Below are 14,028 nucleotides of genomic sequence, written 5' to 3'. Positions count from 1 at the left end.
CCCGCACTGGTGATTTAACCATGAGAAAAGTCGCGGTTGTCGTCGCCGGTGTACCTGTGCCACCACTGGATAACTATTTGAAACGTCTTAAAATAAACTACATCCTCATCGGCGTTGTCACTCTGCTTCTGGCTCTCGCGCTGTGGCCCAACATCACCTGGCGCAGCGGCCAGGGCGGGCAACTCCAGGAGATCATTTCCCGCGGCGAGTTGCGTATCAGCACGCTGAATTCACCGCTGACCTATTTCAACACCAAGCAAGGGCCGGGTGGGCTCGACTACGAACTGGCCAAGCGCTTCGCCAACTACCTCGGGGTGAAGCTGGTGGTGATCCCCCATCAGAACATCAATGACCTGTTCGACGATCTGGACGACGACGACGCCGACCTGCTGGCGGCGGGCCTGATCTATAACCAGGAGCGCCTCAGCCGCGCGCGCACCGGCCCGGCCTACTACTCCGTTTCCCAACAGCTGGTGTACCGGCTGGGCACCCCGCGGCCGAAAAGCTTCGCCGACATCAAAGGCAAGCTGGCGGTCGCCTCCGGTTCCGCGCACGTCAGCACGCTAAAACAGCTCAAGCAGGATAAATACCCGGATCTCGCCTGGGAGTCCTCCAGCGATCTCACCTCCAAAGAGCTGCTGGAGCGGGTGGCCGACGGCAAGCTGGACTATACCCTCGGCGATTCGGTGACCATCGCGCTGCTGCAGCGCATCCATCCGCAGCTGGCGGTGGCGTTCGACGTCACCGACGAAGAGCCGGTCACCTGGTACCTCAAACGCGACGGCGATGACAGCCTGTACGCGGCGATGCTGGATTTCTACAGCCAGATGGTGGACGACGGCACCCTGGCGCGGCTGGAAGAGAAATACCTCGGCCACGTCGGCAGCTTCGACTACGTGGATACCAAAACCTTCCTGTCGGCCATCGACTCGGTGCTGCCCAACTTCCGCCCGCTGTTCGAGAAACACGCCAACGAAATCGACTGGAAGCTGCTGGCAGCCATCGCCTATCAGGAATCGCACTGGAATCCGCAGGCCACCTCCCCCACCGGCGTACGTGGCCTGATGATGCTGACCCGCGCCACCGCCGACGGCCTGGGGGTCAACGATCGCCTCGATCCGGAAGAAAGCATTCAGGGCGGCGCCCTTTACCTGCAGCGGCTGATGGCCAAGGTGCCGGACAGCGTGCCGGAAGACGAGCGCATCTGGTTCTCGCTGGCGGCCTACAACATGGGCTGGGGCCATATGCTGGATGCGCGCAAGCTGACCAAAACGCAAAAAGGCAACCCGGACAGCTGGGTCGACGTCAAACAACGCCTGCCGATGCTCAGCCAAAAGCGCTACTACCCGCAGCTGACCTATGGCTATGCGCGCGGGCGCGAAGCCTACAATTATGTAGAAAACATCCGCCGCTACCAGGTCAGCCTGGTGGGTTATCTGCAGGAGAAAGAGAGAAAGGCGGCGCAAGCGGCCGCCGAGCAGGAAGCGTTGGGGAAAGGCTATCCGACGGTGATGCCGGAACTGGCGCTCAACTACTGATTATTCCGGCTTATCCGCCGCCCGCTGCGCCAGCCTGAGCGCTTTTTTCTGTTCGCGGCGCAGGCGGAAGAAATTGCTCAGGGTGGCGGCGCATTCGTCCGCCAGCACGCCTGAGACGATCTCCACCTGATGATTCATGCCCGGATGGCGCAAAATGTCCACCAGCGAACCGGCCGCGCCGGTTTTCTCGTCGGCGGCGCCGTACACCAACCGGCGGATGCGGCTGTGCACCATCGCGCCGGCGCACATCACGCAGGGCTCCAGCGTGACGTACAGCGTGGCGTTCAGCAGGCGATAGTTTTGCAGCACCGCGCCGCCCTGGCGCAGCGCCATGATCTCGGCGTGCGCGGTAGGATCGTGGCGGCCGATCGGCCGGTTCCAGCCCTCGCCGATGACCTGATTGTCCAGCACCAGCAGCGCACCCACCGGCACCTCACCCTCTTCCTGCGCGCGCAGGGCCAGCTGCAATGCCTGACGCATCCAGTACTCATCGTTATATTCAGTCATCGCATAATTCCTCGTGCGCTTTTGCGGCGGGCATTATACACACTAGCCCTCCTTTGTCGTAGCCGCCCGCCAATGGCTATACTGGCCGAATCGGCAGATGATTCAGGGACAAGAAGCATGAAACTCAGTAAAAAGAACGCCGTCGTGGTGCGCAAGGCGCTGGACGGCTGGGTTGGGGAAGGCGCCATGACGCCCGAACAACGGCAGCAACTGCTGCAGCATGTGGACGTGCAACCTTTCGACTGGCGGCGGCTGGCGCGCTATGCGTTTCTCGCCGCGCTGGCCTCGCTGCTGATCGCCGTCACCAGCCTGTTCGCCGACAGCGAACTGCTTGCATGGCTCAGCGGACTGTTCCGCTTCGACGCGCCGGTGCGCATGGCGATCGCCGGCGTACTCGCGGCGCTGGCCTATGTCTGGGCGCTGCGCCGCCGCCAACGGCACCCGGAAAAACGTTACGGCAACGAGGCGGCATTGTTTGTCGCCGTGTTGCTTACCGCCTGCGCCTTATGGCAGTTGGGGGTCTGGCTGGATAACGGCAGCGGCCGGGTTTCCGTACTGCTGCTGGTCGCCGCGCTGCTGTACGGCGCGATCGGCTGGCTCAGCCGCTCCGGGCTGGTGTGGTGGTTCGCCCTGCTGTCGCTCGGCAATGCCTTCGGCGCCGAGACCGGCTACCTTTCCGGCTGGGGCGCCTACTGGCTCGGCATGAGTTACCCGATTCGCTTTATCGCCTTTGGCGCGGTGCTGATCGCCGCCGCATTGCTGCTGCGGCCGCTGTTGGCGCAGCGCGGCCTGCAGCGGGTGTCGCTGGCGATGGGGCTGCTGTACCTGTTCATCGCCCTGTGGCTGCTGTCTATCTTCGGCAACTACGGCGATCTCGACAGCTGGTACCGCGCGCGCCAGATCGAGCTGTTCCACTGGAGCCTGCTGTTCGGGCTGGCCGCCCTCGCCGCCATCTGGCTGGGGCTGAAGCATGACGACGCCATGCTGCGCGGTTTCGGGCTGACCTTCCTCGGCATCAACCTGTATACCCGTTTGTTCGAGTTTTTCTGGGACAGCATGCCGAAGACGATTTTCTTCGCGCTGCTCGGGCTGAGCCTGTGGGCGTTGGGGCACTATGCAGAAAAGATTTGGCAACTGGGGCGCAAGCCGCACGACGTGAGCGACGACTGATCGCGGTACCGATAAAAGCAACCAAGGGCGGAATTCTCCGCCCTTGGCTTATTCCAGCTGCTGCAGCTCGCCCTGCTTGCTCACCCGCCAGCGGTGCTCGCAAAAGAACAGCAGCGGATTATCCTGCTTGCTATCGCTGTAACCGCTGTACAGCTTCAGCGGCGCGCCGAGCCGCTGTTCCAGCTGCACCACTTTCTGCGCCCCCAGGCAGCGCAGGGTCAAGACCCAACCGCCGCAGCGGCGCGTGATGCGGCTGCCGATCAACCGCACCCGCGGCAGAAACGCCGAATCCCGATACACCTGCTCCACCAGTTGCTCCGGCGAGCCGGTAATCAGCCACACTTCGGCATCGTGCTCATCCAAATACTGCCGCAGCCGCATTTGCACCACCGGAAACGCGGTCACCTTCTGGCGGAAAGCCTCGATAAACTGCCGCTCCAGCGCCTTCAGCGTCGCTTCAGAACGCCCGAAAGTAATCGCCCACAGCAGCAGGCTCATCGGCCAGCGCGCGGCGCGCCCCAGCAGCAGCAGCGCCAACCCGATCGGCGGCAGCAGCGGTATTACCAGCAGCAGGTTCAGCGATAGGCGGCGCAGCAGAAAGCGCAAAAAACTGCCGAACATATCCTCCTGATGCAGGGTGCCGTCCAGATCGAAAAAGACCACGCGGCGCCCCTCTGCGGCCGGTTGTTGCTGCTTGTCGCTCAAACGCTACTCCTCGGGATCGTCGAACCCCATCATCCAGGTGAAGAGAAAACCGGCGATAATCGTAATCAGCATCCCCGCCAGATACAACATCACCTTACCTGAGACGATGGTCAACGCCAAAGGCAGCCCCGAAATGCCGAAGGTGATGACCGTCGCCACCTTCCAGTAGCTGATGAGCGCACCGCCGACCGCCCCGCCAAGGCAGGCGCCGATAAACGGCCGGCCCAGCGGCAACGTCACCCCGAAGATCAGCGGCTCGCCGATGCCGAGAATGCCGACCGGCAACGCCCCTTTGATCACCTTCTTCAGCCGCGCGTTGCGGGTTTTCAGCAGCACCGCCAGCGCCGCCCCCACCTGACCGACGCCAGCCATCGCCAGGATCGGCAAAAGCGGGTTGGAACCGTGCGCCTGCACCAGCTCGACGTGGATCGGCACCAGCCCCTGATGCAGGCCGGAGAGCACCAGCGGCAGGAACAGCCCCGAGAGCAACGCCCCCACCAGCAGCCCGCCCTTGTCGATCGCCAGATTGGCGCCGTGGGCGATGGCATCGGAAATACCCCCCCCGAGCGGCTGCAGGATCAGGATCGCCAACGAGGCGGTGACCAGCGTGGTCAGCAATGGGTTAAGGATCAGTTCGACCGACTCCGGCAACAGCGTGCGCAGGCGCTTCTCCACCCAGCACATCAACGCCACCACCAACAATACGGCGATCACCCCGCCGCGCCCCGGCTGCAGCGCCTCCCCGAACAGGGTGATCTGCGCCAGCGCCGGACTGGAGAGAATGCCGGCCATCACGCCGCCCATCGCCTGCGAACCGCCAAACACCCGCGCGGCGTTGACCCCAACCAGAATGTTCATAATGGCGAACACCGCGCTGCCGAAGATCGCCAGCAGCCCCAGCACGTTCGGGTAGTCCACCGCCAGCTGGCCGGCGATGTCGGGCCGTTTCAGCAGGTTGATGATGCCGGTGATCAGGCCCGAGGCGATAAACGCCGGGATCAGCGGAATAAAGACATCGGCCAGCTTTTTCAGCGCGCCGCTCATCGGCGCAGCGTATTTTTGCTTGGCCTGCGCCTTGGTGCGGGCGGCGTCACCGACGGCGGCAACGGGCTGCGCATCACCGCTCAACAGCCCGCGCATGGCGTCCACCACCTTGGCGGCGGCGCCCGGACCGACGATAAACTGATGCTGTTCACCCTGCTTGATATAGCCCTTCACCCCCGGCAGCTGCTTGAGGGCGGCCAGATCCAGGCGCTGCTCATCGCTGACCTCGACGCGCACCCGCGTCATGCAGTTTTCCAGTTTGAGGATATTGCCCTCGCCCCCCACGCCCGCCAGGATCTGTGTCGCCAATGCCGTTGTCTTGTCCATCGCCGCCCCCACCGTGAATTAACGCGCCAGCGCCGCGCGCAGGTAGCCATCGTGCCGCTGCAGCCGCTGCTGCGCCTCTTCAGCGCTGACGCCGGCCAAAATCATCAGGATCGCCGGTTTAACCTCAAAGACGGTCTGCGCCAGCGCCGCTTCCGCCTGAGCGCGTTCGGCGCCGGTGGCCTCCATCACGATGCGGCAGGCGCGATCCACCAGTTTGACGTTGGTAGCCTTCACGTCCACCATCAGGTTCTGGTAGACCTTGCCGAGTTTGACCATCGCACCGGTCGACAGCATGTTGAGTACCAGTTTCTGCGCGGTGCCGGATTTCAGGCGCGTTGAGCCGGTCAGCGCCTCCGGCCCCACCACCGGCGAAATCGCCACCTGTGCTTCGTGCGCAATCGGCGAATCCGGGTTGCAGGAGATGGCCGCCGTCGGGCAGCCCAGCCCGCGCGCATAGCGCAGTGCGCCGATCACGTAGGGCGTACGCCCCGAGGCCGCCAGCCCCACCACCATATCGACGGCGGTGAGGCTCAGCGCCCGGAGATCGGCTTCACCCAGCGCCTCGTCATCTTCCGCCCCCTCCACCGCTTTGAGCAGCGCGCCCGGCCCGCCGGCGATTAGCCCCACCACCACGCCGTGCGGCACGCCGAAGGTCGGCGGACACTCGGAGGCGTCCAATACGCCCAGGCGGCCGCTGGTGCCTGCGCCCAAATAAATCAACCGCCCACCGGCCTTCAGCGCCGCCGCGGCCAAATCGACCGCCTGCGCGATCGCCGGCAACACCTGTTCAATCGCCTCCGGCACCTTGCGATCTTCCTGGTTAAAGCAACGGACCATGTCCAGCGTCGACATTTCATCCAGCCCCATGGTGGCCGGGTTGCGGGTTTCCGATACCAGTGCGCCTAAGTTCATCTGTTCACCTTTGAATTTTTAATTCACAAAATTAAATCAATATTTGAATATTTTATTCAACAAAGCGAGCGCTATTTGCTATTTTAACGGTGAGCTCACAAAAATTTTCACCGCGCGTTTTCGCCCTCTGCATGGCAAAATGGCCGCTGGTTTCCAGGGAAAGAACAATGAGTACCCTTCTGCGCATTCGCCAGATGTATCCGACACTGGCGCAAAACGACCGCAAGCTGGCGGACTTTCTGCTGAATAACGCCGAGCAGGCGCGCCATCTCAGCTCGCAAAAGCTGGCTCAGTTGGCCGGCATCAGCCAGTCGAGCGTGGTGAAGTTCGCCCAAAAACTGGGCTATAAAGGTTTCCCGGCGCTGAAGCTGGCGCTGAGCGAGACGCTGGCCCAACCGCAGGCCGAGCCGGTGGTGACCGTTCACAACCACATCCTCAGCAGCGATACGCTGAAAACCGTCGGTGAAAAGCTGCTGGCGGAAAAGCAGGCGGCGCTGCGCGCGACGCTCGACATCAACAGCGAAGAGCGACTGCACCAGGCGTTGGACATGCTGCGCCAGGCGCGCCGAGTGATGCTGATCGGCATCGGCGCCTCCGGGCTGGTGGCCAAGGATTTTTCCTTCAAGCTGCTGAAAATCGGCGTGATGGCGGTGGCCGAAGCAGATATGCACGTCCAGCTGGCGGCGGTGCAGGCACTGGACAAACGCGATCTGCTGCTGGCTATCTCCTTCAGCGGCGAGCGGCGTGAAATCAATCTGGCGGCGGAAGAAGCGCGCCAGGCCGGAGCCAGGGTGCTGGCGCTGACCAGCTTCTCGCCCAACGGCCTGCAGCAACGCGCGGACCACTGCCTGTATACCATCGCCGAAGAACCCCACACCCGCAGCGCGGCCATCTCCTCCAGCACGGCCCAGTTCGCCCTCACCGACCTGCTGTTTATGGCGCTGATCCAGCACGACCTTGATCATGCCCGCGATCGCATCAAACACAGCGAACAGTTAATGAAAAAGTTGGTTTGACGCGTATAATGGCGGCCGATAAAACGCCGCCAGTTCAATTATTTCCATTCTCTGCATTCGAAAAATAATGTGCAGGTGGTGAACAGCTCAATTGTCGAACAGTAATTGAGCGTGCATGGACGGCATTATTTGACGATATCATTATGAATACACACACTGTTATTTTAGATAAGTTACGGCATTCCGTGGCTCATCCGATTCTGCGTACCTTTTTACTCTATGTCATTACTGCATTGATTCTAATCAAGGCGATGGGATATAGCGGTGGAAAAGGCATTGATATTCTTTTTATTGCGCTTATTTTGCTATTATTATCTATTCATTCGCTTACCCGATATGGCCTGATTATTCCGTTTATTCTGCTGTGCGCGCTGTATGCGCCGGTCGGGGTTATTTACGGTGCCCCTTCCACTGCCGTGATGTCCGCCCTGTTGCAAACCAACCTAATAGAAGCAACGGAGTTTTTGCAGACTCTGCCGGCCAGCTGTTATCTGCTGCCTGCCGCCATTCTGGCTATGCTGGCCATTCTCGGCCTATTTATTTGGCGGCAAACCATTTCAAAACAAACAATACTTCCCTTGCTAGCCCTGCTGGGGGTTATCATTGTCGCCAGAGCCTTCAATGGCGGCGTGGCGAATCTTAAATTGCCTGACTTCTTTTTATCCCTCTACTCGGCTTACCATCAATACCAACAACAGGTCGATGAATTAAGCGCCGGCGCTTCAACGCCGAACACTTGGTCAATAACCGCAGGCGCACCGACGAATGAAAACTATGTCATTATCGTCGGCGAAAGTATGCGCAGGGATCATATGTCCTTATTTGATTATCCCGTGTCCACTACGCCGTTTCTGGATAATGCCAAAGGACGGTTTTACAGCAATTATATTTCCACCGCGCCAAATACGTTCGAATCGCTCCCCCGCACGCTGGCTTTAAGCAACGGCCACAACATTGCCATCGGAGATAATATCATCACCCTGGCAAAAGCCGCCGGCCTCAAAACCCACTGGCTGTCCAATCAGGGCATGTTCGGACAATTCGATACGCCGGTATCAAAAATCGCCATGTTCAGCGATAGCCATTATTTCCTGAAGAAAGGCGACTTCCAATCGCGTAACACCGACGATGATGCGCTACTGCCGATATTTGACCAATTATTGCGTCGCCAGGGGCAAGGCAATCTGTATGTGTTGCATCTGATGGGCTCGCACGCCGACTTTTGCGAGCGGCTTAACGGTGAAGCACCCAGCGTCGAGTCGCCGAATAAGGAGCTGGCCTGCTATCTCTCGACCTATCGCAAGACAGACCATTTTATCGAGCAGGTTTATCACCGTCTGAAGCAGAGCGGCGCGCCGTTTAAACTGTTCTATTTCTCCGATCATGGTCTTTCCCATAAGGATATCGGCGGCGAGCGTTCTTTGCGCCACAGCGGCGATACCCGGCAGAATTATCAGGTGCCGTTGCTGGTGCTGACCGATCGCGATCGACAGCACCAGATCACTGATGCTCCCTTGAGCGCATTCGATTTTATCGGGCTGTTTGCTCAAGAGGCGGGAATACGGGTTGCCTATCCGGAGGTGATGCCCACCATGCGCATGGCGGATGAAGACAAGCGCTGGGTGTTTGACGGACAGAGAATGGTTGATTTCGATCAGTTGGCTGATGACCCGCCTGAGTTACCCTAAGCGGTAAGATGACGAAAAAGCGCCCGCCGCGCGGCGATTCTATGATAGATTGCGCGCCAGCCCGAGCACACCGATGGAAAGATAACTGACAATGGCACTGCTGATTACCAAGAAATGCATCAACTGCGACATGTGCGAGCCGGAATGCCCGAACCAGGCAATTTCGATGGGCGATGAGATCTACCAAATCGATACCGACCGCTGCACCGAGTGCGTTGGCCATTATGATACGCCGACCTGTCAGCAGGTCTGCCCTATCGACAACACCATCATCACCGATCCGCAGCATCGTGAGACCAACGAACAGCTGTGGGATAAGTTCGTGGTGTTGCACCACGCCGATCGCATTTAACTCGCCGCAGGACTGACAAGGGCGCCGCAGGGCGCCCTTTCTATTTTCAGCTTTCGACGATCACCGTCGCGCAGGCATAGCGCCTTTCATCGGCCAGCGAAACGTGGATCGCAGTGACCCCCATCTCCCCCGCCAGCTCGGCGGCGCGGCCGTGCAAACGAATATTCGGCTTGCCCAACGCATCGTTGAACACCTCGAACTGGTTGAACGCCAGGCCGTTGCGAATGCCGGTGCCGAACGCCTTGGCGGCGGCCTCTTTCACGGCGAAACGCTTGGCCAGAAAGCGAATCGGCTGCTGGTGCTGCTGATACAGCGCCCACTCGGCGTCGCTCAACACCCGGCGCGCCAGACGATCGCCGCTGCGCTCCACCACCGCTTCGATACGCGCCATCTCGACGATGTCGGTACCCAGCCCGAGCACCGCCATTACCGGCGCGCTTCCCGCATCAGCACTTTCATGTCGGCAACCGCGGCCGGCAGCCCGCTCATCACCGCCTGGCCGATAATCGCATGGCCGATGTTCAGCTCGTGCATTTCCGGCAGCGCGGCGATCGGCTGCACGTTATGGTAGGTCAGGCCGTGGCCGGCGTTGACCTTCAGCCCCTTCTCGGCCGCGTAGGCGGCGGCGACCGCGATGCGGTGCAGCTCGGCCTGTACCGCCAACTCGCCCTGCGCTTCTGCGTAGGCGCCGGTGTGGATTTCGATATAGGGAGCGCCCACCGCCACCGCCGCGTCAATCTGGCGATGATCGGGATCGATGAACAGCGAAACCAGAATGCCCGCCTGTGCCAGGCGCTCGACCGCCACGCTCATTTTGTCCAGCTGGCCGGCGACGTCCAGGCCGCCTTCGGTGGTCACTTCCTCGCGTTTTTCCGGCACCAGGCAGCAGAAATGCGGCTGCAGCTCAATGGCGATGTCCAGCATCTCGTCGGTCACCGCCATCTCCAGGTTCATGCGCGTCTGGATGGTCTGGCGCAGCAAGCGCACGTCGCGGTCGGTGATGTGGCGGCGATCTTCGCGCAGATGCACGGTAATGCCGTCGGCCCCCGCCTGTTCGGCAATGAATGCCGCCTGAACCGGATCCGGGTATTGGGTTCCGCGCGCGTTACGTAACGTGGCGATGTGATCGATATTGACGCCCAGCAGCAAATCAGCCATGACAACCTCTAAATACGATTTTCAGTGCCAGCAGTTTACACGCGGGCGCAGGGCGGCAAAAGGGGAAAAGGTCAGGCGTCGTCAACCGGCGTATTCGGCTGTTTGCGCACGAACTGGCGGAACAGTTCGCGGCTCTTCAACGGTTTGCCGCCGAGGTAGGGTTTCAGCGCCATGCGGGTGAAACGCTTGGCGGCGCGCAGCGTCTCGGCATCGGGAAACTGCCGCTCCGCCAGCGCGCGCAGTTCACGCCCGGTGAAGCTGTAGTGATCCACCACCAGGCTGGCGATAAAGCCTTTCTCTTCGCGGTAACGGTAGGTCATGGCGTCATCCACCGGCAGGCCGCTGCCGGCGCAGTGCAGAAAATCGAGGCCGTAGCCGAGATGATGCAACAAGGCCAGCTCAAACTGGCGCAGCGCCTGTTCCGGTGAACTGTCTTCCGCCGCCAGCGCCTGCAGGCATTGCAAGTAGTCGAAGAACAGCACCGAGTAGTTGGTTTCCTGCTCCAGCACGCGCGCCAGCAGTTCGTTCACATACAGGCCGCTGTAAAGCATCATGCCGCTGAGGGGTAAACCGAGAGAGACCGCTTCGGCGTTGCGCAGCGTTTTCACTTCGCCGCGGCCGCCCCAGCGCACTAACAGGGGGGTAAAGGGCTGCAGGCAACCCTTCAGATTGGAGCGGCGGCTGCGCGCGCCTTTTGCCAGCAAGCGCACCCGCCCATGACCTTCGGTAAACAGATCCAGCATCAGACTGGTTTCACTGTACGGCCGCCCATGCAGGACGAAAGCGCGCTCCCAGCCGTCCACGGATCGTTACTTCAGATCGTCAACATAGCCCAGGCTGCGCAGCGCACGTTCGTCGTCCGCCCAACCGGATTTCACTTTCACCCACAGCTCGAGATGCACTTTGGCGTCGAACATTTGTTCCATGTCCTGACGCGCTTCGATGCCGATGGTTTTGATCTTGGCGCCCTTGTTGCCGATGACCATTTTCTTCTGGCCTTCGCGCTCAACCAGGATCAGGCCGTGCACATCGTAGCCGCCGCGATCGTTAGCCACGAACTGTTCGATTTCTACCGTCACCGAGTACGGCAGCTCTTCGCCCAGGAAACGCATCAGCTTCTCGCGGATGATCTCGGACGCCATAAAGCGCTGGGAGCGATCGGTGATGTAGTCTTCCGGGAAGTGGTGTTCCGCTTCCGGCAGCAGCTTGCGCACGATGCCGGCGATGGTGTCGACGTTCATCCCTTTCTCGGCGGAGATAGGCACCACGTCGAGGAAATTCATCTGCTGGCTGAGGAACGCGATGTGCGGCAACAGCTTGGATTTGTCGGTAACGTTATCGACCTTGTTGATCGCCAGCAATACCGGGCAGCGCAGGCTGCGCAGCTTGTTGACCACCATTTCGTCGTCGGCGGTCCAGTTGGTGCCTTCGACCACGAAGATAACCAGCTCAACGTCGCCGATCGAGCTGCTGGCCGCGCGGTTCATCAAACGGTTGATGGCGCGTTTTTCTTCGATGTGCAGCCCTGGGGTATCGACGTAGATCGCCTGATAGGCGCCATCGGTGTCGATGCCCATGATGCGGTGACGGGTCGTCTGCGGCTTACGCGACGTAATGGAAACCTTCTGCCCCAGCAGTTGGTTCAGCAACGTCGATTTGCCCACGTTCGGGCGGCCGACGATGGCGATAAACCCGCAGTGTTGTTTTACTTCGCTCATTCAAGCTCCAGCTTTTTCAGCGCTTGTTCCGCTGCCGCCTGCTCGGCTTTACGGCGGCTCGAGCCGGTGCCCACCACGGGCTCGCTCAAACCACTCACCTGGCAGTGGATGGTAAACTCCTGGTCGTGCGCTTCACCGCGAACCTGCACCACCAAATAAGAAGGCAACGGCAGATGACGCCCCTGCAAAAATTCCTGCAAACGGGTTTTCGGGTCTTTCTGCTTATCACCGGGGCTGATTTCGTCCAACCGGCTGCGATACCAGTCCAAAATCAGACGCTCGACGGTCTGGATGTCGCTGTCCAGGAACACGCCGCCGATCAATGCCTCCACCGTATCCGCCAGGATTGACTCGCGGCGGAACCCACCACTTTTCAATTCGCCCGGCCCAAGCCGCAGACATTCGCCCAGGTCAAACTCGCGCGCCATCTCCGCCAGCGTGTTGCCGCGCACCAGCGTGGCGCGCATGCGGCTCATGTCGCCCTCGTCTACGCGAGGAAAACGGTGATAGAGCGCATTGGCGATGACAAAGCTCAGAATCGAGTCACCCAGAAACTCAAGACGTTCATTGTGTTTACTGCTGGCGCTGCGGTGAGTCAAAGCCTGCAGTAAAAGCTCCTGCTGTTGAAAAGTGTAGCCCAGCTTCCGCTGCAGCCTGTTTATTACGATGGGGTTCATGAGTTACCAATAGATCAAGAATGCGTCAAAAACTTGCAGCACACGGAACAGGCCTGCTTCGCCGAAAGCCGATCCAAAGCTGTTTCGTTTGCAGTGGCTCCCAGCAGGAGCCAACTTTTATCGCTCGAGAAGGTATTCTACAACGAGTGGAAACATAATGCTGTGTTTATATCCTCTTAATCTTTCACGCCGCAGTAGGCTGCGGCGTGAAATTGACAGGGAATAAATCAGCGATTAATGAATGCCGCCGATCCGGCTGAAACGCACGCCGGTAGGCCACTCGCCTTCCTGTTTTTCAAAGCTCATCCAGATGGCCGTGGCTTTGCCCACCAGATTCTTCTCCGGCACAAAGCCCCAGTAACGGCTGTCCGCGCTGTTGTCACGGTTGTCGCCCATCATGAAGTAATGCCCGGCCGGCACCACCCACTCCGCCAACGGTTTGCCCGGCTGTTGGTAGTAAGCGCCCACCCGATCCTGCGCGTCCGGCACGGTCAGGATGCGGTGCGTGACGTTGCCGAGGCTTTCCTGGCGCTCACGCATGCGAATGCCGCCCGACGGCACGTTATCGTTCAGCGGGATCTGGTAGAAGCCGTTGCTGGCCTCGCCCATGCCGCTGCGGCTGAACAGCTGCACGAAGTCGCTCGGCTGCGCATCGGCGTAGGTCACGGCCAGCGCGGTATCACAGGACTGCCCGCTGTTGCAGGACGGCTGCACCGTGACGCGCTTATTCACCGGATCGTAAGTAATACGGTCGCCCGGCAGGCCAATCACGCGCTTGATATAATCCAGTTTCGGATCCAGCGGATATTTAAATACCGCAATATCACCACGCTTCGGATGGCCGGTTTCAATGAGCGTCGTCTGGGTAATCGGATCTTTAATGCCGTAGGCATATTTCTCCACCAGAATGAAATCGCCAATCAACAGCGTCGGCATCATTGAGCCTGACGGGATCTGGAACGGTTCGTAAATAAACGAACGCACCACAAACACCAGCAGCAACACCGGGAAGACCGATGCGCCGGTCTCCACCCAGCCTGGCTGCTTCGCCACTTTCGCCAGCGTTTTATCGTCTACGGCGCCCGCGGTCTGTGCGTTGACCGCCGCGATCTTCGCGCGGCGGGCCGGCGCCCATTTAAAGCGCTCGAAGCACCAGATGATCCCGGTGACCAGGGTGGCCAACGCCAGGATCAGGGCAAACATATTCGCCATGCAA

General features: G+C 60.2%; 15 protein-coding genes. 5 read left to right on the top strand and 10 right to left on the bottom strand.

The features are described 5' to 3' along the window. Positions 1–77 precede the first annotated feature (77 nt). Positions 78–1,538, top strand: a complete 1,461-nt coding sequence (gene mltF, locus ACJ8QF_RS08280; RefSeq protein WP_004941352.1) for a membrane-bound lytic murein transglycosylase MltF — start codon at positions 78–80, stop codon at positions 1,536–1,538. Here the strand turns inward: mltF and tadA are convergent, their stop codons facing one another. Further along, positions 1,539–2,045, bottom strand: a complete 507-nt coding sequence (tadA, locus tag ACJ8QF_RS08275; protein ID WP_015378796.1) for a tRNA adenosine(34) deaminase TadA — start codon at positions 2,043–2,045, stop codon at positions 1,539–1,541. A gap of 117 nt (positions 2,046–2,162) precedes the next feature. Between tadA and ACJ8QF_RS08270 the strand changes: the two genes are divergently transcribed. Continuing rightward, positions 2,163–3,215: a DUF2157 domain-containing protein gene (locus ACJ8QF_RS08270; protein WP_166730270.1), complete on the top strand. Its 1,053-nt coding sequence runs from the start codon at positions 2,163–2,165 to the stop codon at positions 3,213–3,215. 48 nt (positions 3,216–3,263) lie between these two features. Here the strand turns inward: ACJ8QF_RS08270 and yfhb are convergent, their stop codons facing one another. From yfhb to murQ, 3 genes are read right to left on the bottom strand one after another with little or no spacing between them, the layout of a single operon-like run. Further along, a complete protein-coding gene (yfhb, locus tag ACJ8QF_RS08265) occupies positions 3,264–3,920 on the bottom strand; it encodes a phosphatidylglycerophosphatase C (protein ID WP_325961474.1) in 657 nt (218 codons plus the stop codon). 3 nt (positions 3,921–3,923) lie between these two features. Next, on the bottom strand, positions 3,924–5,291 hold the full coding sequence (locus ACJ8QF_RS08260) for a PTS transporter subunit EIIC (RefSeq protein WP_004929185.1): 1,368 nt from the start codon (positions 5,289–5,291) through the stop codon (positions 3,924–3,926). 18 nt (positions 5,292–5,309) lie between these two features. Beyond that, entirely contained in the window at positions 5,310–6,203 is an 894-nt protein-coding gene (murQ, locus tag ACJ8QF_RS08255; protein WP_442537437.1) for an N-acetylmuramic acid 6-phosphate etherase, read from the bottom strand. Positions 6,204–6,370: 167 nt separating this feature from the next. Between murQ and ACJ8QF_RS08250 the strand changes: the two genes are divergently transcribed. The 3 genes from ACJ8QF_RS08250 to ACJ8QF_RS08240 all read left to right on the top strand — a co-directional run bounded on the left by ACJ8QF_RS08250 (position 6,371) and on the right by ACJ8QF_RS08240 (position 9,259). Further along, entirely contained in the window at positions 6,371–7,219 is an 849-nt protein-coding gene (locus ACJ8QF_RS08250; protein ID WP_016929788.1) for a MurR/RpiR family transcriptional regulator, read from the top strand. Between the two features lie 143 nt (positions 7,220–7,362). Next, a complete protein-coding gene (locus ACJ8QF_RS08245) occupies positions 7,363–8,907 on the top strand; it encodes a phosphoethanolamine transferase (protein ID WP_275095107.1) in 1,545 nt (514 codons plus the stop codon). 91 nt (positions 8,908–8,998) lie between these two features. Further along, positions 8,999–9,259 (top strand): YfhL family 4Fe-4S dicluster ferredoxin, encoded by a 261-nt coding sequence (locus tag ACJ8QF_RS08240; protein ID WP_033635622.1) that lies wholly within the window; start codon positions 8,999–9,001, stop codon positions 9,257–9,259. Positions 9,260–9,305: 46 nt separating this feature from the next. Here ACJ8QF_RS08240 and acpS read toward each other — a convergent pair whose 3' ends face one another. From acpS to lepB, 6 genes are all read right to left on the bottom strand, one after another. Beyond that, positions 9,306–9,686, bottom strand: a complete 381-nt coding sequence (acpS, locus tag ACJ8QF_RS08235) for a holo-ACP synthase (protein WP_004929169.1) — start codon at positions 9,684–9,686, stop codon at positions 9,306–9,308. Next, positions 9,686–10,417 carry a pyridoxine 5'-phosphate synthase gene (pdxJ, locus tag ACJ8QF_RS08230; protein ID WP_004929166.1) on the bottom strand — a complete coding sequence of 244 codons (732 nt, stop codon included), beginning with the start codon at positions 10,415–10,417 and terminating at the stop codon, positions 9,686–9,688. Before pdxJ ends, acpS begins: the two co-directional genes overlap by 1 nt. 71 nt (positions 10,418–10,488) lie before the next feature. Further along, positions 10,489–11,220 carry a DNA repair protein RecO gene (gene recO, locus ACJ8QF_RS08225; RefSeq protein WP_004929165.1) on the bottom strand — a complete coding sequence of 244 codons (732 nt, stop codon included), beginning with the start codon at positions 11,218–11,220 and terminating at the stop codon, positions 10,489–10,491. Between the two features lie 6 nt (positions 11,221–11,226). Continuing rightward, positions 11,227–12,135: a GTPase Era gene (gene era / locus ACJ8QF_RS08220; protein ID WP_004929162.1), complete on the bottom strand. Its 909-nt coding sequence runs from the start codon at positions 12,133–12,135 to the stop codon at positions 11,227–11,229. Next, on the bottom strand, positions 12,132–12,812 hold the full coding sequence (gene rnc, locus ACJ8QF_RS08215) for a ribonuclease III (RefSeq protein ID WP_004929158.1): 681 nt from the start codon (positions 12,810–12,812) through the stop codon (positions 12,132–12,134). Before rnc ends, era begins: the two co-directional genes overlap by 4 nt. A gap of 234 nt (positions 12,813–13,046) precedes the next feature. Further along, positions 13,047–14,024 carry a signal peptidase I gene (gene lepB / locus ACJ8QF_RS08210; RefSeq protein ID WP_004929153.1) on the bottom strand — a complete coding sequence of 326 codons (978 nt, stop codon included), beginning with the start codon at positions 14,022–14,024 and terminating at the stop codon, positions 13,047–13,049. Between the last annotated feature and the right edge of the window lie 4 nt (positions 14,025–14,028).

Source organism: Serratia sp. CY81684, from assembly GCF_052166595.1.
Lineage (GTDB): Bacteria > Pseudomonadota > Gammaproteobacteria > Enterobacterales > Enterobacteriaceae > Serratia > Serratia nematodiphila.
The sequence above is the reverse complement of the archived record's forward strand: the minus strand, read 5'-3'. Positions and strand labels throughout refer to the sequence as shown.